The sequence below is a fragment of the Mesorhizobium sp. M7A.F.Ca.CA.002.05.1.1 genome (genome assembly GCF_003998335.1).
Lineage (GTDB): Bacteria > Pseudomonadota > Alphaproteobacteria > Rhizobiales > Rhizobiaceae > Mesorhizobium.
In genome coordinates, this window is record NZ_RZQI01001066.1 from 1 (window position 1) to 1,845 (window position 1,845).

The following is a 1,845-nucleotide window of genomic DNA, read 5'->3' on the forward strand; positions in this document are numbered from 1 at the left end:
TTCCTGGTCCTGCTGCTTTCAGGGGCCGTCGGCGGGCTGGCCGGCGGCGTCGAGACGCTCGGCGTCCATCACCGCTTCATGGAAGGATTTGCCCCCGGTTTCGGCTTCGACGGGCTGATCGCCGCCCTGCTTGCCAATGGCTCGCCCGTCGCCACCATCTTCACCGCACTGTTCTTCGGCGCCCTGCGCAACGGATCGCTGCTGCTCGAGGTCGACACCAGCGCGTCGCGCGAAATCATCACCGTGATCCAGGCGCTGATCATCCTCAGCGTGTCGGCCCAGGTGCTGGTGAGAAAGCGTGGCGACAGCCAGGCAGGGGAGCGGCGATGGAAATTCTAGACAAGCTCATCAACGTCGCGCTGATCGCGGCGACGCTTCGCACCACCGCGCCCATCCTTCTGGTCGCGCTTGGCGGCTCGTTCACCACCAAGGCCGGCATCTTCAACATCGGCCTCGAGGGGCAGATGCTGGTCGGCGCCTTCTTCGCCGTCCTCGGGTCGATCTGGACCGGTTCCGCGCTGGCGGGGGTCGCCTGCGGCGTCGCGGCGGCGCTCGTCTTCGCCCTGGTTTTTGCTGTCCTGGTGGTGAGCTTCAAGGCCAATGAAGTGGTCGTCGGGCTGGCCCTCAACATCCTGGCCGGCGGCATGACAATCTCGCTGATGAAAGCGATCTTCGGCACGCGCGGCTCGATCGTCGGTCACGGCATCGTCGGCCTGCCGAAAGTCCAGCTGCCCGGTGCCCGCGACCTTCTCGGCTCGTGGGCGCCGCTGATCTCCGGCTTCACGCCGCTCGTCTATGTCGCCTTCATCGCGGTGCCGCTGCTGGTCGTCTGCTATACCAGGACGCGGCTCGGCCTCTATATCCGCGTCGTCGGCGAAAAACCGGAAGCCGCCGAGGCGCTTGGCATCTCGATCACCCGCGTCCGCTACATCGCATCGCTGCTTTGCGGATTGCTGGCGGGCCTCGCCGGCGCTCATCTGTCGCTCGGCTACATCACCATGTTCACCGAAAACATGTCGTCGGGCCGCGGTTTCATGGCGGTGGCGATCCTGATCTTTTCCAATGGCGATCCGCTGAAGGTGCTGGCCGGCTGCCTGCTGTTCGGCTTCGCCGATGCTTTTTCGTTGCGCCTGCAGACGTTCGGCTATCCCTCCTATCTGGTTCTCACCGTCCCCTATGTCGTCGCGCTGATCGCATTGTTCGCGCTGTCCTACCGGGCGCGTCCGAGGATTATCGCGGAGACGCTGGAATCGATGCGCAAGCTGCTGTCGGTCGACAAGAACACTGAAGCCGGCGGCAAAAATCCCCAGTGAAGGAAGCCTTTATGGAACGCATAATCCTCGACGTGGATTCGGCCGGCGACGATATTCTCGCCGTGCTGTTTGCGGCGATCAATCCGAAGCTGCGGCTCGAGGGCGTGACCACCGTGACCGGTGCCGCCGGCCCGATCGAGCAGGTCACCAATGTCGTCCTCAACACGCTGACGCTCGCCGGGCGTGACGATATCCCGGTTCACGCCGGCGCGTGGCGGCCGATCGTCGGCAACGCCAAGGCCGATATGGAAGCGCCGGTGCATTTCGAAAAGCGGCTTGTTGCCCGTTTCGGCGATCGCCTGAAGAAGTTCAACCCGCCGGCGCCGACGCCGGTGCGGCAGGCCACACCGGGACATGCGGTCGATTTCATCATCGGCACGGTCATGGCCAATCCGGGCGAGATCACGCTGGTGACGACCGGTCCGCTGACCAACGCGGCGATGGCGCTGTTGCAGGAGCCGGGATTGACCGGTGCACTGAAGCGGCTGATCGTGCTCGGCGGCAATTTCCAGACGCCGGGCAACATCACACC

3 protein-coding genes are annotated in these 1,845 nt (G+C 64.6%); all 3 read left to right on the forward strand.

Going from position 1 to position 1,845, the window contains the following annotated elements; genetic code table 11:
* A partial coding sequence (locus EN939_RS32500; RefSeq protein WP_442919586.1) for an ABC transporter permease subunit occupies nucleotides 1–339 on the forward strand: 339 nt, incomplete at its 5' end.
* The gene (locus EN939_RS32505; protein WP_127271624.1) at nucleotides 327–1,313 is read left to right on the forward strand and encodes an ABC transporter permease; all 987 of its coding nucleotides are present in this window, start codon (nucleotides 327–329) and stop codon (nucleotides 1,311–1,313) included. The genes EN939_RS32500 and EN939_RS32505, both read left to right, overlap by 13 nt.
* Before the next feature lie 11 nt (nucleotides 1,314–1,324).
* On the forward strand, nucleotides 1,325–1,845 hold a 521-nt coding region (locus EN939_RS32510), incomplete at its 3' end, for a nucleoside hydrolase (protein ID WP_206528399.1).